Origin of the sequence: Altererythrobacter sp. TH136 (genome assembly GCF_007065885.1) — a bacterium.
Lineage (GTDB): Bacteria > Pseudomonadota > Alphaproteobacteria > Sphingomonadales > Sphingomonadaceae > Tsuneonella.
Window position 1 is genome coordinate 1,865,551 of record NZ_CP041409.1, and the last position, 19,942, is coordinate 1,885,492.

Below are 19,942 nucleotides of genomic sequence, written 5' to 3' on the forward strand. Positions count from 1 at the left end.
TCGATCTCCCCATGTGAACGGTGTCAACATGGGTAGCACGTCAGACGTTGATTGCAATGAGCTTGCTAATCGCCCTCACCGACATCGAGCAGCCGAACGGTAAACAGCAAGGTGGCGCCTCCCGGGATCGGCCCTTTGCCCTTCACGCCATAGGCGCTGGTGGCTGGTGCCGCGATCTCGATGGTATCGCCCACCCCCATCTGCGGGATCGCCAGAGTCCACGCCGGAATCAGCTTGTTGAGCGGAAACGTAGCCGGATCCCCACCTTCGGACGAATCGAAGGTGCTGCCGTCGACGAAGGTGCCGGTGTAGTGGACCGTGACGACGTCGGTCGGCCGGGGATGCACGCCAGCCCCGTCCCCCGCCACTCGCCGCCACAACACCCCGCCATCCAGCGCCTGCCAGCCCGGCTGCGCCGCGCGCGTGGCCAGCGCCGTCTGCTGGGCATTCATCCAGCCGATATCCTGGCTGCGATCAGTCGGCGCAGTGACCGGCTGCGCGATCGCTGCCGCACCTGCGATCAGGGCCGCGCCGAGCGCCAGCGTGGCGCCGCTTTCGCCTGCGAACCGCAGCCTCACCAGTCGTAGGCTTTCGGCTGGTCCCGGTCGTCCAGATCACGGTAGCGGTCCTTCAGCCGGGTCTGGTGATCGTCGCGCGGTTGTTCCACGCCATCGATGAACACTCGTTCGGCAGTGCTCGACAGTTCCAGCGGATCGCCGTCCCAGATCACCACATCGCCAACCGCGCCCGGGGCGAGCACGCCCGCGCGGCCTCCCTGACCCGAGATTTCCGCCGGGACCGATGTGATTGCGGCAAACGCCTGTGCCCAGGTGAGGCCGCTTGCCCCGGGAAGCCTGGTCAGGGCCACCAGGTTGCCGGCGTATTGCTTGAGATTGCGCGGCTGATCGCCGGTCGAGCCCGACAGCCCGCCCAGCGCCACCTTCACCCCGGCGGCAGCCATGCGGCCGATGTTGCTTTGCGTCGCGGCCAGCTGCTCGAACCGGGAGGGCAGGTCATCCACCGGATCGGCGATCACCGGCACCCCGGCAGCGGCGATGTCGCTCGCCACGCGCCACCCTTCGCTGACGCCGACCAGCACCAGCTTGAGGTTGGGGAATTCGCTGCGCAGCGCCAGCACCGCGCGGATGTCGGATGCGCGCTCGACGCCGACGTAGAGCGGCTGCTGCCCGCTCACCACCGGCACCAGCGCCGCCGCGTCGAACCGCGTCAGCAGCACGTCATCCCGCTCGGCATTGTTGTCGATCAGGCGGCTGTCGATGGGAATGTCATCGCCGGTGGATACCTGGCGCGGACCCCCGCCGCCGGTGATCCGGCTATCGCTGCCGTATTGCCGCGCCTCGCGCAGCGCGTTCCGAAGCACCGCGTGGGCGCTTACCCGGCTGCCGCCGGCCAGTTGCGCACCGTATTCGCCCAGCGCAACCACCTGAAAAGCGCGAGGACGCACGATCATGGCGGGGTCCGCACCCAAGTCGACCACCGCGCCTTGCCCGCCGAAGATGGAACTGGCCGGAGCGGGCGAAACGCTGGCCCGCGTGATCCCGTTATTGCGCGCGACGGCGACGTGCTGGGATGCCGGGTTGAGCGCGGGCATCACGTCGAGCGCGGCGCTGAATGGCGAATTGCGCGCACCGACGTCGTTCGATTCGCCGATGCCGTCCGCGTCCGAGAGGCCGAGCGCGGTCATGGCGGCGAACAGCCCGGGGGTGACCCACTTCCCGGTTCCGTCGATCGTCTCGACCCCGGCCGGTATCGCCACTCCTTGGCCCGCAGCGACAACCTTACCCCCGCGCACGACGACTGTTGCGCCCTGCACTGGCGCCGATCCGTCGCCGGTCGCGACGGTGGCGTTGGTGATGGCGAAGTCCTGCGCAGCGGCAGGAACCGCGAGGGCGAGCAGCGCCGCCCCAAGCGCGAGACGGGCGATCATTTCACGTCTCCTTCACCGGGCTGGCCAAGCTCGAAATCGCTCACCGGACGGCGCTTCGGATCGAAAGCGTCGAACATCAGGGCGCCGTCGATCCACACCTTCTCGGGGCGCGAATAGACGGACAACGGGTTGCCGTTCCAAAGCACCACGTCGGCCATCTTGCCGCTCGCAAGGCTGCCGGTCTTCTCCGCGATGCCCATGGCGGTCGCGGGGTTGAGGGTCAGCCAGCGGATCACGGTTTCATCGGGGATCGTGATGCCCGCCCGCCGGCCCGCGGTCTGCGCCTTGGCGGCTTCCTGATTGAGCCGCTGGATGCCGTTTTCGTCATCCGAGTGGATGATGGCGCAGGCACCCGCATTATGGATCAGCGCGGCGTTCTCGGGAATGCCGTCGTAGCTTTCCATCTTGAAACCGAACCAGTCGGCCCACACCGCCGAGCAGACGCCATTCTCGCGCAGCAGATCGGCGACCTTGTAGCTTTCGACCGCGTGGTGGAACGCGGTGACCTTGTACCCGGCTTCCTTTGCCATGTCGAGCACGACGGCCATCTCGTCGGCGCGGTAACAGTGGTTCTGGACCAGGATCTTGCCGTCGAGCACGCCCGCAAGCGTTTCCTTGGCGAGGTCGCGCGTCTTGCGCCCATCATCCATCCACTTGCGGGCATCGATCCAGGTCTGCCGGTCGACCGCGATGTTGCCCATCCGGGTAGATGGCTGACGCCCCTTGCTGCCATAGACCCGCTTGGGGTTCTCGCCGCACGCCATCTTCATGCCATAGGGCGCGTCGGGGAACTTCATGCCCTGCATCGTGCGCGACGGGACGTTCTTGAGCGTGACCGAGCGGCCGCCGACCAGGTTCGCCGAACCGGGCAAAATCATCAGCGAGGTGACGCCGCCGTTGGCCAGCGCGCGGCTGAACCCGGGGTCCTGCGGCCACACCGAATGTTCGACCCAAACGTCCGGCGTGGTCGGGTTGGTCGCCTCGTTGCCATCGGACAAAGCCGCGATCCCGGGCGACGGATACGCACCGAGATGCGAGTGGATGTCGATGATGCCGGGCGTGACGAATTTGCCGGTGCCGTCGATCCGGGTGTAGCCGGCCGGGATGGCTAGGTCGGCCCCGCCCACACCAACAACCTTGCCATCGGCGAACAGCACCGTGCCGCCGTCGATCCGACCGCCCGCGCCGTCGAACACCGTGGCGCCGACCAGTGCGGTGGGCGCGCCAGGATACGCGCGATAGGTCGACGGATAGGGATTCTCGTCGATCGCCGTTGACGCGCTGGAGTTATCGTTGCCACCGCCCGTGGTCGCGCAAGCGGTCAGCGCCAGCGCGCCCAGGGCCGCGCACGTCGTTCGCCAGAGTGTCATACTTCCCCCGTTGAAGTCCGGCGCGGCCGCAGTGGAGCGGCCGCGCCGGGATATCGTCTGATCAGGTGTTGCGGGTCGCCGGATGGATCCCGGCTTCTTGCGGCTCGACCCCGGCCTGGCTCTGTCCTTCAAGGTCATCGCCGACATTGTCGTCGCGCAGCGTGTCGAGATGCATCAACCGCTTGATGAGCGGGCTGATCAGCAGCACGCCGACGCCAACGCCGACCGCGACCCACCCGACGGTCGAGTAAACATCGAGCACCACGGTCTTGCCCGCTTCCTCGCCCACGCCTTCGGCGCCAGTGGCCGACGCGATCAGGCCGGCGGCAAAGTTGCCGGTGGCCGAGGCGAAGAACCAGGTGCCCATGATCAACGACGCCATGTGCGCGGGCGCCAGCCGGTTCATCGCCGACAGGCCGACCGGGCTAAGGCACAGCTCTCCGGTGGTGTGGAGCAGGTAGATCAGGAAGATGAAGATCACCGGCGTCGGCACGTCGATGCCCACCGAGCTGGCGCCCCACACGAGCACCAGGAAGCCGAGCCCGACCTGGATCACGCCGAGGCCGAACTTGAACGGAGTGGACGGCTCCAACCCCTTGCGGCCAAGCACGGTCCATACCGTCGCGAAGACGGGCGCGAGGAGGATGATGTAGATCGCGTTGATCGACTGGAATACCGATGCCGGCACCCCGCCGCGATCAACGTGACGGTCGGTGAACAGGTTGAGGCTCGATCCCGCCTGTTCGAACAGCGCCCAGAAGATGATCGACGCCAGGATCAGGAACATGGCCGCGAAGATCCGGTCGCGATCATGGGGTTCAAGCTTGGTGACGGCCGTGAACAATACGTACAGCACCAGCAAGCCGCCGAAGATGCCCAGCAGCCAGCCCACGACCGACTGGTTCTGCACGAGCACCCAGGCCAGTGCGACCAGCGCCAGACCGACACCGTACATCGACCATTCGCGGCTCTTGGCCAGCGCCTTGGGAGGCTCGCCCCGGCCCAGCAGCAGGCCGCGGCCGAGCACGAACACGATCAGGCCGGCGAGCATGCCGATCCCGGCCAGGCCGAAGCCGTACGACCAGCCATAGGTTTCACCGATGTAGCCGCACAGCAGCGAGCCGAGCGCCGCGCCTAGGTTAATGCCCATGTAGAAGATCGTGTAGGCACCGTCGCGCCGCACGTCGGTGCGCGGATACAGCTGGCCGACGATCACCGAGATGTTCGCCTTGAGGAAGCCCGAGCCCACGATGATCAGCGCCAGCGCAAGCCAGAACACGCTGATGACCGGATTGTCGGTGTGACCCGCGCCAGCCTCGCCTTCGAAGGCCATGAAGAAGTGGCCCAGCGTCAGCAGGACCGCACCGAACTGCACCGCCTTGCGTTGCCCTAGGTACCGGTCGGCCAGATAGCCGCCCACCACCGGGGTAATGTAGACCAACGCGGTGTAGGCGCCGTAGATGACGCCGGCTTCGCTGTCGGAATAGAGCCAGTGCTTGGTCAGGTAGAAGATCAGCAGCGCGCGCATGCCGTAGTAGGAGAACCGTTCCCACATCTCGGCGAAGAAGAGCATGAACAGGCCCTTCGGATGCCCCAGAAACGTGCCGGCGCTATCGCCGTGCGGAAGCTGCTGTGTAGCCATCTATAGCTTGCCCTCATGTACCCTGGCGGAGCGCGATCTGTCGCCGCTGACCGCCCGAAAAAGATGACCTAGCCTAGCGGCTTGCTCGCTCATGTGAAGCAATTGTTTCACCCGCAACCGCTCTCGCCGCTAGGCGGGGAACTTGACGCGCTGTGCTGTATTATGTCACTGACGCACCTGGAAATCGAGGATGTCTCATGACTCAGCAGAGCCGACCGGTGTACCTGAGGCTGCGTGACCTGGTCGCGGCCGCGATCATGGACGGACGCTATCGCGAAGGTGAAATGCTGCCGTCGGTACGCGCTTTGGCCGCTGAACAGGGGGCCAATCCCCTCACGGTCGCCAAGGCGTACCAGCAGTTCCAGGCGGATGGGCTGATCGAGGTGCAGCGGGGCGTTGGAATGTATGTCGCGGCAGGCGCGGCGGACAGGCTGCGGAGCGCGGAGCGGTCGCGCTTTCTTGACGAGGAGTGGCCCGAACTGATGGCGCGGATGCGCCGGCTCGGTCTGGACGCGGCGCAGTTGCTGGCGGACGCCTGACCGGCTGCAAACTGTCCGTTGCGCAGCCGGCGTGCCTCTGCCAGATTGCGGGAATTGGTTCGAGCTCGTCGCGCTCGGTGACTGGCTCGGGAGATGCGCACATGATCAGGTCGGAGCTGCTGCAGGCGCTGGGTCGGGAAAATCCCGATCTGCGAGCGGAAGAGGTCGAACAGGTGGTCGACACCTTCTTTGACGAAATCGCCAAGCGCCTGGCCGAAGGCGGCCGGGTGGAATTGCGCGGGTTCGGCGCCTTCTCCACCCGTGAGCGCGGCGCCCGCAAGGGCCGCAATCCGCGCACCGGAGAAGCGGTGGAAGTGCCCGCGAAGAAGGTTCCGTACTTCAAGCCGGGCAAGGAAATGCGCCGCGTCGTCAACGACGACTGACAACTTCGCCGCCGCGAATTGCTCCTGCGCCCGTGCCGCGCTAGCGCACACGCTGCGCGGGCGTGGCGGAATGGTAGACGCCGGGGACTTAAAATCCCCTGAGCCTTGCTCGTGTGGGTTCGAGTCCCACCGCCCGCACCACCCCAGAACGTTTGCCTCCCTGTTGAGGGTGAGTGCGCAGGCTTCCGCTAACCTGCTCTTTACCCGTGCCAGAGCAATGACGCGGCACGGTTCCGGTCACGCCGGGACCGCCGCGGCAGGGGTGCCGCGCCAGGGGGATGAGCAATGGAGCAGGGGCGTATCAGCGTGCCGCAGGAGGGGGCACCCACGGCGTGCGAGCCGGTGTGTGAAGAACGCACGGCGCCGCGCTTCACGCTGCTCATCCGCGCGGCCAAGGTGGTCACGCCCGCCGGCGAATTCATCTGCGTGATCCGCGATGTTTCGCAAAGCGGCGTGTCGCTCCGCGGCTTTCACGCGTTGCCCGAAAATGGCCCCCACTGGCTAGAACTGCAAACCGGCGAGCGCTACGCCATCGAGCCGGTCTGGAGCCGGGGTCTGGAGGCCGGGTACCGCTTCGCCAGCGCGGTCGATGTCGCCACGCTGATCGCCGAGGCTGGGCGCTATCCCAAGCGGCGGCTGCGCCTCAACATCGGGTTGGAGGTCGAACTGGCGTTTCTCGGGGGGCGGGTCCGGGCCGATGTGATCAACCTGTCTCAGCAGGGCGCCCGCATCGAGTGCGACACCCTGCTGGCGCTCGACCAGCCGCTGCGCCTGTGTTCTGGGCTGCTGCCCGAAGTCCGGGCGCGGGTTCGCTGGCGCAGCAAGCGCGAATACGGCCTGGTGTTCGACGATACCTTCACCCTCAGCCAACTGGCCGCTTTTGCGGCGGGAGTGCAGGCACCGGCCCTGCTCGCCCAGCCAGCCTGCGCGGCCGCGCTGCGCCGCTAAACCCAAGGCGGCGCGGGACGGGACTGCGTTTACCGCCCGGTAACCATTAAACTTCATCCTCGGCCAATCGAACCGGGGGGATTTCGGTGCAACCGAGCAAAGTGACCATCATCACCGCGAACCCAGCCGCGCGCTGGTACTTGCGGAGCGCGGCATGAGCCTGTTCGTCGAGCGGCGCCGGCCGATGTTTTCCGCCGAGCTGACTGCGCGCGTGACCCTCGCCTGGACGATGATCGCTGCCCTGTTGCTGGTCACCAACCTGCCCGGCATCCTGGCGCATGACACCCCCGCTGCTGGTGAAAGCGTGCGCTTGATCGCTGCGCTGCGTCCGCTGCTCGGCTCCTCCGTCGCCACTTCGGCGGCGCTCATCCTGGCGCCGTTGATCCTGCTGTTTGCGTGCCTGATGCTGATCGGGCGGATCGCCGGGCGCATCATGGGCGATGAAGTCGCCCTGCTCGCGTGCCTGGCGTTTGCATTCTGCGTTCCCGTGATCGAGCATTTCCGGCCTATGCAGATCGACCATTATGGCGGTCAGATCGCCTGTGTCCTGCTCGCCATGAACGGACTGATGGCCCGCTCGGCGCGAGTCGGCGGTTGGCTGGTCGGCAGTGCGCTTGCGCTCGGACTGTCGTTTTCGATCGAGGGGCTGCCGCTGGCCGTCGCGGTGCTGGGAGTTCTGGCGGGGCGCTGGCTGGGCAACCGGGCCGAACGCCAATGGCTGGTCAGCTCCCTGCAGGCCCTGGCGGCTTCCACTGCGGTCCTCCTCCTGCTCGGCGGGGGGGCGCCCGATGTCATCGCCGCCTGCAACGCCATCTCGCTGATGCATCTGGCCATGTTTGCATGGGGGGCGGCGGTCGTGACCGTCTGTTCCGCGCTGGGCCCGCAGCCGCGCTTGATCGTGAGCACTGGATTTACGCTGGTCGTTGGCGGGGCGTTGGCGATCGTGTCGCAAATGGCTCCGCAGTGCCTCGCCAATGGTCCGGATTCCGCCCTCCCGATCTGGCAGCAACCGATCCCGACGGTCGTCCAGATGGTTCTTCCGCCAGCGATCGCGATCTGGGCGGCGACCAAAATGGCCGGCCGCGCGTCAAGCTGGCTGCGCGGGTGGTGGCTGCAGTATGCGGTTCTGCTGTCCGCGGCGTTCGTCATCAGCATCTTCGATTCGCGCGCCGGCGCGGTAGCGGGAGCACTGGCCGCCATCCCGCTCGGCTGGCAGGTGCGCGAATGGCTTCGCCGCGTGCGGCGGGTCCGGCGCCCCGCAAAGCGCGCGCTCGGCTACGGCAGCGTGGTGTTCGCGCTCGTGCCGGCCGCCCCGGCGTTTTTGCTCGCTACCGCGATGACCGGCTGAGCCACACCTTTCGTCGGGTGCATTGGCACCCCGGTCGAGCCTGCGATTGCCCTCATCATGCGCGCAGTCTATGGGCGACGGGCTCCAACTCGCGCGCAGAGACCGAATGCGCGCAATACACACGTGAGCCCTTTAGGCATGGTGGGATGAACTACGAGACGACCCTCGAAGCGCAGGATGGGGAGCGCTACCCGCTCGAAGGCGACGCCGATCTCTCGGCAGTGCCGGGCGAGGATGCGGCTCCGGGCCGCCGCAAGTACGCGGTCATCGCGATCGTCCTGGCGATTGCGCTGGTCGCGGCGTTCTTCCTGCTCAGCGGCGGCGAGGAGGAGGATCCTTTCGCCGTGGCCGACGCAGGCCAGGTTCCGCTGGTCAGCGTGGTGACACCCGGACGGGCGACCATCGCGGGCACGATCCAGGCGACAGGAACGCTGTCTGCCCGGCGCGAGCTGCCGGTCGGCTCCGTGGGCGAAGGGGGCCGCGTGGTCTCCGTCCCGGTCGACGAAGGTCAGTGGGTGCGCCAGGGCCAGGTGCTCGTGTCGATCGACCGCTCGGTGCAGGTCCAGCAGATCGAGGGTGCGCGCGCCCAGATCGGCGTGGCGCAGGCCGATCTCAATCTGGCCCAGGCCAATCTCGACCGCGCGCTCAAGCTGGTCGACCGCGGGTTCATCTCGCGCGCGGATGTCGATCGGTTGACGGCGACCCGCGATGCGGCCCGTGCGCGCGTGTCCGTCGCCCGGGCGACCCTGGGCGAACTGCAGGCGCGCACCGCGCGGCTCAACATCTATGCACCCGCTTCGGGCCTCATCCTGACGCGCGCCGTGGAACCGGGGCAGACTGTCGGCGCAGGCGGCACGCCGCTGTTCACCATCGCGCAGGGCGGGGAAATGGAACTGGCCGCGCTGTTGAGCGAAGAAGACCTGGCGCGGGTGGCTGTCGGCCAATCCGCCGTCGTGACCCCGGTCTCGAGCGACAATAGCTTCACCGGGCAGATCTGGCAGATCAGCCCGACCATCAGCGAGCAGAGCCGCCAGGGCGAGGCGCGTATCGCGCTGGCCTATGCGCCGGGATTGCGGCCTGGCGGCTTCGCCTCGGCCGTGCTCAACAGCGGCACGGTCGTCGCCCCGCTCCTGCCTGAATCGGCGATTCAGTCGGATGACAAGGGGCGCTTCGTCTATGTCGTCGACAACAAGAACCAGGTCCGCCGGCGTGCGGTCAGGACCGGCATCGTCACGGCGGACGGCGTGGCCATCACCGAAGGCCTGAGTGGCAACGAGCGGGTGGTCCTGCGCGCGGGCGGGTTCCTGGCCGATGGCGACAAGGTCAAGCCGCAGCGCGCCAGCTGAGCAGCGGGATACCCAACAAGCATGCGCAACATCTCAGCCTGGTCGATTCGCAATCCGGTCATCCCGATCGTGCTGTTCATCGGGCTGTGCATCGCCGGCATCGTGTCGTTCATCCGCATGGACGTGAACCAGATGCCGGATGTCGAGTTTCCGGGCGTCATCGTCACCATCTCGCAGCCTGGCGCCGCGCCGAGCGAGATCGAGACCCAGATCACCCAGAAGGTGGAAGCCGCCGCGCGCTCGATCAGCGGGGTGGAGGAAATCTCCTCCACCGCGTCGGAAGGCAATTCGCAGACCCTGGTCCAGTTCGAGATCGGCGAGGACGTCGACGAGGCGGTCAACGAGGTCAAGAACGCGATCGACCAGATCCGCAGCGACCTTCCCGAAGGAATCCTCGAGCCGCGCGTGTTCAAGGTGGAAGCCGGCGGCGGCGGCTCGATCGCGTACTTCGCGGTCAGTGCCGACGACATGACCATCGAGCAGCTGAGCTGGTTCATCGACGATACCGTGGCAAAGGAACTGCTGGCGGTCGAAGGCGTCGCGACGGTCAGCCGGGCGGGCGGCGTGGATCGCGAGATCAGCGTCGTGCTCGACCCTGCGCGCATGCAGTCGCTCGGGGTCACCGCGCGCGATCTCAACAATGCACTGCGCGCCACCAATACCGACGCGGCGGGCGGTCAGGCCGAGATCGGCGGCTCGCGCCAGTCGGTCCGCGTCCTCGGCAACGCCAAGACAGCATTCGATCTGTCGAACACGCGGATCAACCTCGGCAACGGGCGCACGGTCAAGCTGTCCGACGTCGCGACCGTGACCGATGGCTTCTCTGAAAAGACGCGGACCGCCAAACTGAAGGGGCGCGAAGTCGTCACCTTCGGCTTCGAGCGGTCGCGGGGCGCGTCCGATGTGACCGTCTACGACGAATCGATGAAGAAGCTGGAGGCGATCGAGAAGGCGAACCCGCAGATTCACTTCACGCGCCTCTATACGGAAGTGAACTACACCAAGGGGCAGTACGCCAGCTCGATGGAGGCTCTGGTCGAAGGCGCGGTGCTGGCGATCGTGGTGGTGTTCCTGTTCCTGCGCGACTGGCGGGCCACGCTGATCAGCGCGATTGCCATTCCGCTGTCGGCAATTCCCACGTTCTGGTTCATGGACCTGATGGGCTTCACGCTCAACTTCCTCTCCCTGCTGGCTCTCAGCCTGGTCGCAGGGGTGCTGGTCGACGACGCGATCGTGGAGATCGAGAACATCGTGCGCCACATGCGCATGGGCAAAAGCGCCTATCAGGCATCGATCGACGCCGCCGACGAGATCGGGCTGGCGGTGGTCGCCACCACCTTCTCGATCGTCGCTGTGTTCCTCCCTGTCGGGCTGATGCCGGGCGTCTCGGGGCAGTTCTTCAAGGCATTCGGCCTCACGGTCGTGGTCGCGGTGCTGATGAGCCTGGCCGTCGCGCGCCTGATTACCCCGATGGTCGCGGCTTATTTCCTGAAGGCGCACGGCGCGGCCGAGCACGGCGAAGGCCGGGCGATGGACTGGTACATGAAGGTCCTGCGCTGGACTCTCGACGGCCGGCGGAGCCAGGAACTGCGTTCGCGCATCCAGCGGGTTCCCGGCAAGTGGTGGTACGGCACGGCCGCGATCCTGCCGATCCTGATCGTCCTGCTCGCGGGCGCGGTCGCCGGGTTCTTCACGGTACAGCTGCTGTCACCCGTCATCCCGACGATCCTGGCAATCCTGATCGCACCTTTCGTCGCCTTTGGGGCGGCATATCTGACCGGCCGGTTGCTGCAGATCGGCATCGGATGGTTCGGCAGGTTCGGCGACTGGTACCGAGTCCTGGTCGATCGCTTCGGCGCCCGCATGCGCGATCACCGGTTCTTCGCCTTCCTGTTGGGGGTTTACGCGCTGGTGGTCACCTTCGGCATGCTCGCGACCCTGCCGCAGCAGTTCCAGCCAAACGAAAACCAGGACACCAGCCGGGTCACGATCGAGATGGTCCCGGGGACTACGCTGGAACAGACGCTGGTCGTCGCGGACAAGGTCACCGCCATCCTCGAAGCGCAACCTGAGGTCGAGCGGGTCATGGAGAGCGTCCGCGAGGGTAACGCCACGCTGTTCGCCGCGCTGGTCGATGCCACCGAACGCGAGGCGACCAGCACGGACTTCGAACGGCGCCTAGCACCCAAGTTGCAGACGATCGCCGACGCGCGAGTGAGCTTCCAGTCGCCCAACAACGGCGGCGGTGGTGGTGGCTCGGGCCGCGACGTGTCGATCATGCTGTCGGGTTCCAACACCGAACTCCTGGAAAGCACCGCGCAGACCCTGGTCGAGCAGATGCGCACGGTGCCGGGCGTGCTGGCGCCGCGCATCGCGGCCGATTTGCAGCGGCCTGAGCTGGTCGTGGTCCCGCGGCTGGACCTCGCGGCCCAGCTGGGGGTCACCACGGCGGCGCTCAGCCAGACGATCCGCATCGCCACCTTGGGCGAAATCGACCAGAACGCAGCCAAGTTCTCGCTGTCGGATCGCCAGGTGCCGATCCGGGTGAAGCTGCCGCGCGCTTCGCGGCAGGACCTCTCGACGATCGAGAACCTGCCCGTCCCGACCACATCGGGCGGCTACGTGCCGCTTAGCCGGGTGGCGGAGATCCGCTTTGGCGCTGGGCCGACGCAGATCCAGCGGTTCAACCAGTCGCGCCGCGTGTTCGTCGGCGCCGATCTGGGCGAAGGCGTGGTGAAGGGGCCGGTCAGCCAGGCGATCCAGAAGCTGCCGATCATGCAGAACCTGCCGCAGGGCGTGTCCAACGCGCCGGTCGGCGAGGACAAGTTCATGATGGAGATGCTGACCAATTTCGCCATCGCGGTGGTCAGCGGCATCTTCCTGGTCTTCGCGGTGCTGGTGCTGCTGTACAAGCGCTTCGTATCGCCGCTCGTCAACATGACCTCGCTGCTGCTGGCGCCGCTCGGCGGGGTGCTGGCGCTGGCCCTGTATGGCGAGCCGATCTCGATGCCGGTGTACATCGGGCTGCTGATGCTGCTGGGGATCGTCGCCAAGAACTCCATCCTGCTGATCGACTTCGCGATCGAGGAGATGGCCCACGGGGTGCCCAAGCGCGCGGCGATCATCGACGCCGGACACAAGCGCGCGCAGCCGATCGTGATGACCACCGTCGCGATGACCGCCGGCATGGTGCCCACCGCGCTGTCGCTATCGGGCGACGGCGCGTGGCGCGCCCCGATGGGCGTGGTGGTGATCGGCGGCCTGATCCTGTCGACGTTGCTCACTCTCGTCCTGATCCCAGCCGGCTTCAGCCTGGCTGACGGGTTTGAGAAGCGGGTTGGCCCGTGGCTGCGGACCCGGTTCCTGACGTACAAGCCGGGGGACGAGAACCAGATCACCCCGCCCCGGGCCGGCGTGGAAGGCCTGCCCGCCGAGTGACCGGCGAAACTCCCCCGGCTCCCCTGCGTTGGCGGAGGATGGGGGGCATCCCGACCACACCCGATCGCGCGCGGATCATGCGCCGCACCGCCACCGGCCTGCTGGTAGCGATGGCGGCGCTGTTCGTCATTTCGGGCCAGTGGGTTGAGGTGCACCCCGCCTGGGGCTTCGTGCGCGCCTTTGCGGAAGCGGCGATGATCGGCGGCCTTGCCGACTGGTTCGCGGTGACGGCGCTGTTTCGCCGCCCGCTTGGCCTGCCGATCCCGCACACGGCGATCATCCCGGAAAACAAGGACCGCATCGCCGATACGATGGCGTCGTTCCTGCAGGACAACTTCCTGACCCCCGCAGTGGTGGCGCGGCGGATGCAGGACATGAACCTCGCGCGCGCCGCTGGCGAATACCTGGCGGCGCCATCGCAGGGCGAAACCGGCGCCCGCCTGCGCGCGGGGGCGGGTGAACTGCTGGCCGAGTTTCTCGAATCGCTCGATCCCGAACGGCTGGGTACGCAGGTGCGCGGCGGGCTTAAGGCGCTGGCTGCGAAGGTCGAGGTCGCGCCGCTGCTGGGCCAGATGCTGACCGCGGCCATTGCCGACAAGCGCCACCTGCCGCTGATGGATTCGGCCATCCGCTGGGCCGGGCTGACGATCGAAGCCAACGAAGGGCTCATCCGCGCGATGATCCACGACAAGGCCAACGGCCTGGTCCGCTGGACCGGCCTCGACGAGCGGCTGGCGAACGCCGTGCTCGACGGGCTGTACAAGCTGCTTGCCGAAGTCCTGATCGATCCGGCGCATCCGCTGCGCGGAAAGCTTGACGAAGGGCTCGCCAAGCTCGCGCACGACCTTCTCCACGACGCCGAGACCCGCGAGAAGATCGAGCGGATGAAGAACGAGCTGCTCGACAACCCGGCGGTATCGACCTGGTGGATCGGAGTGTGGGAGCGGATCCGCACCAGCCTGATCAAGACCGCGCGCGAACCCGGCGGCGGGCTTGGCGGGCAACTGACCCAGAGCCTGGCGGAGCTCGGCAAGGTGCTGCGGGACGATCCGCGCATGCAGCTGCAGCTCAACCGCTTCGCGCGCCGCACCGCCGTCGGCGTTGCCACACGTTATGGCGGGCAGATCGTGCGTCTGGTGTCGGAGACAGTCCGCCGGTGGGATGCACGCACGGTGACCGACCGGATCGAAGGGGCGGTGGGCCGCGACCTCCAGTTCATTCGTCTGAACGGGACCATCGTGGGCGGACTGGCGGGAGTGGCGATCCACGCCGCCGACGTGCTGCTGTGACGGATCGCCCCGTACTGGTCACCGACCGGCTGGAGCTATGGCAACCGCAAGCATCCGATGAGCCGGAGCTGTTCGCCCTGATGCAGGCGCCTGGCGTGGCGCCATTTCGGTCGGCCAGCCGAGCGCGCGGACCATGTCACCCGGTTCCTGCGCAACGCCGGTTCCTGGCCCTTGCATGGCTACGGCTCGTTCGCCGTGCGCCTGCGGGACCAGCAGCCCCTCATCGGCAATTGCGGCGTGTTCTATTCGTGGCGGGGGTTGGGCGAGGACTTCGACGACCGGCCCGAGGCCGGCTGGATCGTGGGCGAGGCCTACTTTGGCCAAGGCATCGCGCACGAAGCCATGGCGGCCATCCTCGAATGGTTCGATCACACGCAGGGTCCGCGAGAGGTCGTCGCCATGATTGCGCCCGCCAACGTCCCGTCGATCCGTTTGGCCGGGAAGCTGGGTTTCGTGCCTACGCGACTGGCGCAGCTGCCGGCTACTGCTGAGGACGTGCAATTGTTCCAGCGGGCGCCTGGGGGGTAGTCTCGCGTGCAGGTGCGGGGGCGGCGCTCGGTTGAGGCGCGGGTATCGGCCGCACTACCTCGATCGACCAGTCGGGATAGGCAGCGCGCACCGCCGCAGCTGGGTCGGCGGCGCCGCTGTCCCGTTCCTCGTCCTCATCGCCGGGTGTGAGCCGTACGGCGGCATCCCGGCGCTCGGCGTCAATCAGCACCTCCGCCGGGTCGATGGCAAAGGACACCGCCAGTGCGGCGCGCACCCGCTGCGCCTCACGGGCGGTCAGAGCATTTTCGCGCGCGGCTGCTGCCTGTGCAAGGCGCTGGCTTTCCGCTTCAGCGGTACCGTTGCGCAGCTGGATGACCGACACGCGGGTGCTGTTCCCCAGCTCGTCGCGGGCGAGCTTGCCAAACGACTTTTCGAGGCCAGGGGCAAAAGCGGGCGCGATCACCACCGCAGTCACTCCTGGCCTGCGAGATTGGTAATCGACATCGAAGCGATCGATCGTTGCCGCGGGGCCGATCATCTTCTCAAGCGAATCCCGCAACACCGTGGTGGTGCGCGCCTCGCGCACGATGGCGGACAGGCTGAAGGCGAGCGGGATCGCCAGGATCGCGAGGGCGGCCAGGATGCCTCCGCTCTGGATCCAGGTCTGGCGCGGAGACAGCCCGGTGCCGAAGCCGTTGAAGCGCGCCACGACCGTCGCCATGAACGCGATCGCGGCGGTGTTGGTGATGTAGAGCAGAAGCGCGCCGCCGGCATATTCATATCGCCCCAACGCCAGACCCCAGCCCACGGTCGCCAGAGGAGGGATCAGGGCGGTGGCGATGGCGACGCCCACGAGGGTGGCGGAGAACTTGCGCAGCAGCGCATAGGCCCCCGCGACCCCGCCGAAGATCGCGACCATCAGGTCGAGCAGGCTGGGCCGCACGCGCGCGAGCAGGGCGGGGGTCGCATCGGTGATCGGCGACAGCACGGTCAGCAGCAGCGCGACGAGGATCGCCGCGCCGGTGCCGATGCCAAGCGTCTGCAGCGAACGCCGCAGCAGCCGTCCGTCGAAGGTCGCCAACGCGAACCCGAAGCCCATGATCGGCGCCAGCAGCGGCGAGATCAGCATGGCACCGATCACCACCGGGGCCGAATCCATCAGCAAGCCAAGATGGGCGATTGCCGTCGATAGGACGATCTGCAGCAGATAGCCGCGGGTCAGGCGGGCATCGCGCGCGATCGCGGCGATTGTCGCCGCGCGGCCATGTCCCTTCTTGCCGACCCCGGCGAACGCCCCGCCTCGGCGGCTAGCCTCCAGACGCTGCTCGCCCGCCGGGATGCTCACGTCAGAGCTTCTGGGTCAGCTCCGGCACCAGCTTGAACAGGTCGCCCACCAGACCGATGTCGGCGACCTGGAAGATCGGCGCGTCCTCGTCCTTGTTGATGGCGATGATGGTCTTGGAATCCTTCATCCCGGCAAGGTGCTGGATCGCGCCGGAAATGCCGACCGCGATGTACACTTCGGGCGCGACGATCTTGCCGGTCTGACCGACCTGGAAATCGTTGGGCACATAGCCCGCGTCCACCGCTGCGCGGCTTGCGCCGACGCCGGCGTTCAGCTTGTCGGCCAGCGGGAAGATCAGTTCCTTGAACGTTTCGCCGTCCTTCAGCGCGCGGCCGCCGGACACGATGACCTTGGCGCTGGTCAGCTCGGGACGTTCGCTCTTGGCAAGCTCGCTGCCGACGAAGCTCGACAGGCCGGCGTCACCCGTTCCGCTGACAGCCTCGATGATGCCATTGCCGCCCTCGCTGGCCGCCTTGTCGAACGCGGTCCCGCGCACGGTGATGACCAGCTTGGCATCGCTCGTTTCCACCGTGGCGATGGCGTTGCCGGCATAGATCGGGCGAACAAACGTGCGCTCACCCTCGATCCCGGTGATCTCGCTCAGCTGCATCACGTCGAGCAGCGCGGCCACGCGCGGGGCGATGTTCTTGCCGTTGGTGGTGGCCGCGGCCAGGAACGCGTCGTGGTGGCCCATCAGGTCGACCACCAGCGGCGCGACGTTTTCCGCCAGCTGGTTTTCGTAAGCCGCATCGTCGGCCACGTGAACCTTGCCCACGCCAGCGATCCTGGCGGCAGCCTCGGCCGCGGCTCCACAGCCGCTGCCGGCGACGAGCAAATGCACTTCGCCGAGCTTCGAGGCCGCGGTGACCACCGCCAGCGTCGCGTCTTTTACCGAGGTGTTGTCGTGTTCGACCAGAACGAGAGTCTTCATGTCTTCAACCTTTCCCAGCGGGAATTCTTACGCGATGCCCAGCGCCTTCATCTTGGCGACCAGCTCGTCGACGTCGGCGACCTTGATACCGGCCTGGCGGACCGGCGGCTCCGCGACCTTGACGGTCTTGATCCGCGGCGCGGTGTCGACGCCGTAGTCGGCCGGGCTCTTGGTCTCGAGCGGCTTGGACTTGGCCTTCATGATGTTGGGCAGCGAGGCGTAGCGCGGCTCGTTGAGGCGCAGGTCGGTGGTGACGATCGCAGGCATCGCCAGCTTGACCGTCTCCAGTCCACCGTCGATCTCGCGCTTCACGGTGACGTGATCGCCTTCGACGGTGACCTCGTTCGCGAAAGTGCCCTGGGGCCGACCCATCAGCGCGGCGAGCATCTGGCCGGTCTGGTTCGAATCGTCGTCGATCGCCTGCTTGCCCAGGATCACCAGGCCGGGCTGTTCGGCGTCGGCGATGGCTTTCAGGATCTTGGCGACCGCCAGCGGCTCGACCTCGTCGTCGGACTGAACCAGGATCGCCCGGTCAGCGCCCATGGCAAGGCCGGTGCGCAGCGTTTCAGTGGCCTTTGCCGGACCGATGCTAACCACCACGACCTCGGTAGCGGCGCCCTTTTCCTTCAGGCGCAGCGCTTCTTCGACCGCGATCTCGTCGAACGGGTTCATGCTCATCTTGACGTTCGCAAGATCGACCCCGCTACCGTCGGCCTTGACCCGCGGCTTCACGTTGTAGTCGATTACCCGCTTCACGGGGACGAGGATCTTCATGTCATCGCGCTCCTAAGCTTTGCGTGGCGCATCTAGATAACCTTTACGTAAGCGTCAACCGACGCCCTGCCGCGATCAGGCGGCCTGCTTGACCTCGGCGACGATCTTGCGGGCCGCATCGCCGAGATCATCGGCGCTGACGATCGCCAGGCCCGAATTGTCGAGGATGGCCTTGCCCTGCTCCACGTTGGTGCCCTCCAGCCGAACGACCAGCGGGACCGACAGGTTCACATCCTTGGCTGCGGCGACGATCCCGTCAGCGATGATGTCGCATTTCATGATCCCGCCGAAGATGTTGACCAGGATCCCCTTCACGGCCGGGTCCTTCAGTATGATCTTGAACGCCGCGGTGACCTTTTCCTTCGAAGCGCCGCCACCGACGTCGAGGAAGTTGGCCGGGAACGCACCGTTCAGCTTGATGATGTCCATCGTCGCCATCGCCAGACCGGCACCGTTCACCATGCAGCCGATGTTGCCGTCCAGCTTGATGTACGCGAGGTCGTATTCGCTCGCTTCGACTTCGGCCGGGTCTTCTTCGGTCTTGTCGCGCAGCGCCTCGATTTCGGGGTGGCGGTAGAGTGCGTTGGTATCGAAGCTCATCTTGGCGTCGAGCACCAGCAGCCGCTGGTCTTCGGTCACTACCAGCGGGTTGATCTCGAGCATCGAGCAGTCGGTGGCCATGAAGGCATCGTACAGCTGCCGGCTGAGCTTCTGGGCCTGCTTGTTCAGATCGCCCTTCAGCTTCAGCGCGAACGCCACGGCGCGGCCATGGTGCGGCTGGAACCCTTCGGCGGGATCGATGGAGAAGGTCGTGATCCGCTCGGGCGTGTCGTGCGCGACCGCCTCGATGTCCATTCCGCCTTCGGTCGAAACCACGAACGCCACCCGGCCCGTCGCCCGGTCGACCAGCAGCGAGAGGTAGAATTCGCTTTCGATATCGACGCCGTCGGTGATGTAGAGGCGCTGCACTTCCTTGCCGGCGTCGCCGGTCTGGATCGTCACCAGCGTGTTGCCGAGCATCTCGCGGGCGTTCGCCTCAACCTCTTCGATCGACTTCGCCAGCCGGACGCCGCCCTTGGCATCGGGGCCTAGTTCGGTGAACTTGCCCTTGCCGCGGCCGCCGGCGTGAATCTGCGCCTTGACGACGTAGAGCGGCCCGGGAAGCTGCTTCGCCGCCGCGACCGCTTCCTCGACGCTCAATGCCGCATGACCCGCGGGCACCGCGATGCCATGCTGTGCGAGCAGTTCCTTCGCCTGGTATTCGTGGATGTTCATCGCTGGCGCAGCTTCCTGTGTGATGGGCAAGTAGGCCGGGGCCTAAGCATGGATCGGTGCGCTTGAAAAGGGCGCGGTGCCGCTGCAAGGCCGGTTGATGATCGATGCACAACGTCTGGAAGCGATCGTCCGGGAGGCCGGGCGGATTGCCTTTGGCCAGTGGCCCGGCGCGGGTCACGCGCTGGATGCGTGGGAGAAGAGCCCGGGCAATCCGGTATGCGCGGCCGATATCGAGGTGGATGCTTTCCTGAAGCGCGAACTGGGGCGCTTGCTGCCGGCGGCCGGCTGGCTGAGTGAGGAGACCGCCGACGATCCCGCACGGCTTGCAAAGGGGCTGATCTGGCTGGTCGATCCGGTGGACGGCACGCGCGACTTCATCCGCGGGCGCCCGGGCTGGGCGGTCTCGGTCGCGCTGATCAGCGAAGGCCGGCCGCTGATGGGTTTCCTGTCGGCACCGGCACGCGATGAGTTCTGGAGCGGGGTGTCGGGCCAGGGAGCATGGCGCAACGGGGAGCCGCTGGCGGTGTCGCAGCGGACGGAGTTCGCCGGCGCCCGCGTGCCGGCCGATTCGCTGCCTAGGGAAGATCGTGACCTGGTGATGGTCGACAAGCCCAACTCGATCGCCCTGCGCGCCGCGATGGTGGCCAGCGGAGACGCCGACCTTCTGGCAACGCTGCGCTGGGGTTACGAGTGGGACATCGGCGCCGCGGCCCTGATCGCCCGCGAAGCCGGGGCCGCCGTGACTGACGCCTTGGGGCGCGCGCTGAATTACAACAAGCGCGATCCGCGCGCCTTCGGCTTGTTGATCAGTGCCCCGGCCATCCACTCTGCTGCGGTCGGGCGACTGGCGGATCGGGCGGCGGCGATCGCCGGCTGA

At 67.0% G+C, this 19,942-nt stretch carries 17 protein-coding genes and 1 tRNA gene; 10 read left to right on the forward strand and 8 right to left on the reverse strand.

What is annotated here, in order from left to right:
- Positions 1–65: 65 nt before the first annotated feature.
- The 4 genes from C0V74_RS09030 to C0V74_RS09045 all read right to left on the reverse strand — a co-directional run bounded on the left by C0V74_RS09030 (position 66) and on the right by C0V74_RS09045 (position 4,960).
- On the reverse strand, positions 66–578 hold the full coding sequence (locus C0V74_RS09030) for an FKBP-type peptidyl-prolyl cis-trans isomerase (RefSeq protein WP_246844818.1): 513 nt from the start codon (positions 576–578) through the stop codon (positions 66–68).
- Positions 575–1,948 carry an amidohydrolase family protein gene (locus tag C0V74_RS09035; RefSeq protein ID WP_131620959.1) on the reverse strand — a complete coding sequence of 458 codons (1,374 nt, stop codon included), beginning with the start codon at positions 1,946–1,948 and terminating at the stop codon, positions 575–577. Before C0V74_RS09035 ends, C0V74_RS09030 begins: the two co-directional genes overlap by 4 nt.
- Entirely contained in the window at positions 1,945–3,318 is a 1,374-nt protein-coding gene (locus C0V74_RS09040) for an amidohydrolase (RefSeq protein ID WP_143251505.1), read from the reverse strand. The genes C0V74_RS09035 and C0V74_RS09040 overlap by 4 nt, the downstream gene beginning before the upstream one ends.
- Before the next feature lie 61 nt (positions 3,319–3,379).
- Positions 3,380–4,960 carry a peptide MFS transporter gene (locus tag C0V74_RS09045; protein ID WP_131620963.1) on the reverse strand — a complete coding sequence of 527 codons (1,581 nt, stop codon included), beginning with the start codon at positions 4,958–4,960 and terminating at the stop codon, positions 3,380–3,382.
- Between the two features lie 197 nt (positions 4,961–5,157).
- Between C0V74_RS09045 and C0V74_RS09050 the strand changes: the two genes are divergently transcribed.
- The 9 genes from C0V74_RS09050 to C0V74_RS09090 all read left to right on the forward strand — a co-directional run bounded on the left by C0V74_RS09050 (position 5,158) and on the right by C0V74_RS09090 (position 14,779).
- Positions 5,158–5,499 carry a GntR family transcriptional regulator gene (locus tag C0V74_RS09050; RefSeq protein ID WP_143251506.1) on the forward strand — a complete coding sequence of 114 codons (342 nt, stop codon included), beginning with the start codon at positions 5,158–5,160 and terminating at the stop codon, positions 5,497–5,499.
- Positions 5,500–5,600: 101 nt separating this feature from the next.
- Entirely contained in the window at positions 5,601–5,882 is a 282-nt protein-coding gene (locus tag C0V74_RS09055; protein ID WP_131620967.1) for an integration host factor subunit beta, read from the forward strand.
- Between the two features lie 56 nt (positions 5,883–5,938).
- A tRNA-Leu gene (locus tag C0V74_RS09060) sits at positions 5,939–6,023 on the forward strand.
- A gap of 144 nt (positions 6,024–6,167) precedes the next feature.
- A complete protein-coding gene (locus tag C0V74_RS09065; protein ID WP_143251507.1) occupies positions 6,168–6,830 on the forward strand; it encodes a PilZ domain-containing protein in 663 nt (220 codons plus the stop codon).
- Between the two features lie 154 nt (positions 6,831–6,984).
- Positions 6,985–8,178: a hypothetical protein gene (locus C0V74_RS09070; RefSeq protein ID WP_143251508.1), complete on the forward strand. Its 1,194-nt coding sequence runs from the start codon at positions 6,985–6,987 to the stop codon at positions 8,176–8,178.
- 146 nt (positions 8,179–8,324) lie between these two features.
- Positions 8,325–9,524: an efflux RND transporter periplasmic adaptor subunit gene (locus tag C0V74_RS09075; protein ID WP_143251509.1), complete on the forward strand. Its 1,200-nt coding sequence runs from the start codon at positions 8,325–8,327 to the stop codon at positions 9,522–9,524.
- A 21-nt stretch (positions 9,525–9,545) separates the two neighbouring features.
- Positions 9,546–12,962: an efflux RND transporter permease subunit gene (locus tag C0V74_RS09080; protein ID WP_143251510.1), complete on the forward strand. Its 3,417-nt coding sequence runs from the start codon at positions 9,546–9,548 to the stop codon at positions 12,960–12,962.
- A gap of 38 nt (positions 12,963–13,000) precedes the next feature.
- The gene (locus C0V74_RS09085; RefSeq protein WP_246844819.1) at positions 13,001–14,251 is read left to right on the forward strand and encodes a DUF445 domain-containing protein; all 1,251 of its coding nucleotides are present in this window, start codon (positions 13,001–13,003) and stop codon (positions 14,249–14,251) included.
- Positions 14,252–14,398: 147 nt separating this feature from the next.
- The gene (locus C0V74_RS09090; RefSeq protein WP_349236030.1) at positions 14,399–14,779 is read left to right on the forward strand and encodes a GNAT family N-acetyltransferase; all 381 of its coding nucleotides are present in this window, start codon (positions 14,399–14,401) and stop codon (positions 14,777–14,779) included.
- On the opposite strand, the gene C0V74_RS09095 is transcribed toward C0V74_RS09090, so the two are convergent.
- The 4 genes from C0V74_RS09095 to sucC all read right to left on the reverse strand — a co-directional run bounded on the left by C0V74_RS09095 (position 14,733) and on the right by sucC (position 19,065).
- Complete coding sequence (locus C0V74_RS09095; protein ID WP_143251511.1) at positions 14,733–16,085, reverse strand: DUF389 domain-containing protein; 1,353 nt, start codon at positions 16,083–16,085, stop codon at positions 14,733–14,735. The genes C0V74_RS09090 and C0V74_RS09095 overlap by 47 nt on opposite strands.
- Position 16,086: 1 nt before the next feature.
- On the reverse strand, positions 16,087–17,016 hold the full coding sequence (locus C0V74_RS09100; RefSeq protein ID WP_143251512.1) for an FAD-binding protein: 930 nt from the start codon (positions 17,014–17,016) through the stop codon (positions 16,087–16,089).
- A gap of 27 nt (positions 17,017–17,043) precedes the next feature.
- Complete coding sequence (locus tag C0V74_RS09105) at positions 17,044–17,790, reverse strand: electron transfer flavoprotein subunit beta/FixA family protein (RefSeq protein WP_131620981.1); 747 nt, start codon at positions 17,788–17,790, stop codon at positions 17,044–17,046.
- A gap of 75 nt (positions 17,791–17,865) precedes the next feature.
- Positions 17,866–19,065: an ADP-forming succinate--CoA ligase subunit beta gene (gene sucC, locus C0V74_RS09110; protein ID WP_143251513.1), complete on the reverse strand. Its 1,200-nt coding sequence runs from the start codon at positions 19,063–19,065 to the stop codon at positions 17,866–17,868.
- Positions 19,066–19,162: 97 nt separating this feature from the next.
- On the opposite strand from sucC, the gene C0V74_RS09115 reads away from it, so the two are divergent.
- The gene (locus C0V74_RS09115; protein WP_143251514.1) at positions 19,163–19,942 is read left to right on the forward strand and encodes a 3'(2'),5'-bisphosphate nucleotidase CysQ; all 780 of its coding nucleotides are present in this window, start codon (positions 19,163–19,165) and stop codon (positions 19,940–19,942) included.

Coding starts and splice junctions, on each gene's coding strand:
- C0V74_RS09085 (WP_246844819.1), top strand. CDS start 13,001: ATGGGGGGCATCCCGACCACACCCGATCGCGCGCGGATCATGCGCCGC.
- C0V74_RS09100 (WP_143251512.1), bottom strand. CDS start 17,016: ATGAAGACTCTCGTTCTGGTCGAACACGACAACACCTCGGTAAAAGAC.
- C0V74_RS09050 (WP_143251506.1), top strand. CDS start 5,158: ATGACTCAGCAGAGCCGACCGGTGTACCTGAGGCTGCGTGACCTGGTC.
- C0V74_RS09075 (WP_143251509.1), top strand. CDS start 8,325: ATGAACTACGAGACGACCCTCGAAGCGCAGGATGGGGAGCGCTACCCG.
- C0V74_RS09045 (WP_131620963.1), bottom strand. CDS start 4,960: ATGGCTACACAGCAGCTTCCGCACGGCGATAGCGCCGGCACGTTTCTG.
- C0V74_RS09080 (WP_143251510.1), top strand. CDS start 9,546: ATGCGCAACATCTCAGCCTGGTCGATTCGCAATCCGGTCATCCCGATC.
- C0V74_RS09105 (WP_131620981.1), bottom strand. CDS start 17,790: ATGAAGATCCTCGTCCCCGTGAAGCGGGTAATCGACTACAACGTGAAG.
- C0V74_RS09055 (WP_131620967.1), top strand. CDS start 5,601: ATGATCAGGTCGGAGCTGCTGCAGGCGCTGGGTCGGGAAAATCCCGAT.
- C0V74_RS09115 (WP_143251514.1), top strand. CDS start 19,163: ATGATCGATGCACAACGTCTGGAAGCGATCGTCCGGGAGGCCGGGCGG.
- C0V74_RS09070 (WP_143251508.1), top strand. CDS start 6,985: ATGAGCCTGTTCGTCGAGCGGCGCCGGCCGATGTTTTCCGCCGAGCTG.
- sucC (WP_143251513.1), bottom strand. CDS start 19,065: ATGAACATCCACGAATACCAGGCGAAGGAACTGCTCGCACAGCATGGC.
- C0V74_RS09040 (WP_143251505.1), bottom strand. CDS start 3,318: ATGACACTCTGGCGAACGACGTGCGCGGCCCTGGGCGCGCTGGCGCTG.
- C0V74_RS09035 (WP_131620959.1), bottom strand. CDS start 1,948: ATGATCGCCCGTCTCGCGCTTGGGGCGGCGCTGCTCGCCCTCGCGGTT.
- C0V74_RS09065 (WP_143251507.1), top strand. CDS start 6,168: ATGGAGCAGGGGCGTATCAGCGTGCCGCAGGAGGGGGCACCCACGGCG.